The sequence below is a fragment of the Shewanella sp. SG41-4 genome, from assembly GCF_014164505.1.
Taxonomy (GTDB): Bacteria; Pseudomonadota; Gammaproteobacteria; order Enterobacterales; family Shewanellaceae; genus Shewanella.
On record NZ_JACJFI010000655.1, the window covers coordinates 1 to 1,116 of the forward strand.

Annotated in this window: 1 protein-coding gene and 1 pseudogene; one reads left to right on the forward strand and one right to left on the reverse strand. The window is 39.5% G+C overall.

Annotated elements, in window-relative coordinates:
• A pseudogene (locus tag H5202_RS23025) lies at positions 1-389 on the reverse strand (DUF7450 family protein); the annotation flags it as partial.
• Positions 390-607: 218 nt separating this feature from the next.
• Between H5202_RS23025 and H5202_RS23030 the strand changes: the two are divergent.
• The coding region (locus H5202_RS23030) for a hypothetical protein (protein WP_182774059.1) at positions 608-1,116 on the forward strand (509 nt) is incomplete at its 3' end.

Genomic DNA, 1,116 nt, shown 5'->3' on the forward strand with positions numbered 1-1,116 from the left:
GGCCCGCCGGTTTGTGCCCAACCAGACGATGGAATCGTTGATTGATATGCTTTAAAGTGGCCAGAACCAGTATAAATAGTATTGTCACCTTTGAATATGGCAGCCATGCCTTGTGAAACCTTACCATCTCCCCAAGCAATAACGCTCACCGAACAGGTCTCTAACGACTGCGGGCTACTATCGATATCAAACTTGAATGATTCGATTTTTTTCCAATTACTGCCATTGGCCCCACGGTAAACCACCGTAGGTGTACTACCATTACCTGGTGAATGTACCACAATGAAATCATTGTCTGCGGTGACGTTAGCGGTTATTGGGGTTGCTGCGACCATAGTTGATGCACTCATTAGGCACATACTGATTAATGTTTTTTTGAGTATACTCATCCTGACTTTCCTTATTCTGGTTTAGTAAATGTTTGAATCACGCTTAATAACTTAAGCTGAATTAAAACTAACAGTTAAGATGAAAAAGTCAGTAAAGTTAGAGGGTTAAAAAGGGGGTGTTTTGTGTTTTACCCAAATTTACCCTAGTATTTAGTGGACTATAAAAATGGAAATGCATAGCGTCTAAGATGATGCATTCATTCTAAAAAGGATATTTTATGAAATACATATTACCCCTAGTCACTTTGCTTAGTTGTGTTGGTAGCGCATCTGCACATCAACTTGCATTCAATGAGCTCACGCCAGTCAACATGGCGATTAAAACTGAAATCACTTTTGAACTGAGCGAGATGGATATGATTAAACAATATCATTACCGTGCTCAGTACTTTGATATTGAAAAGTGGATGATGAGTAAACAACTGACATTACACAATGATCACGCAGCCGCATCTAATGGTGCTCCGCAATCGATGAATACTCGTCAGATGCAACAACCGGAAGTCGAAATAGATGATTTAGGGGGCTTTCATGGTGTGATAGATCCATTCGCTAAGTTACAAGACAATAATGCTAATTCACCCGATCTTAATAGCGTGACAAATCGAATCAATATCGCAGGACTTGTGGCTGTATCGATGTGTAATGCTTACGCTTCGATTAATATCAAAGATCAAAACAATAATCTAATGCCAAAGTTTATTGCTCCCAATAGCTTTTTAGTGGG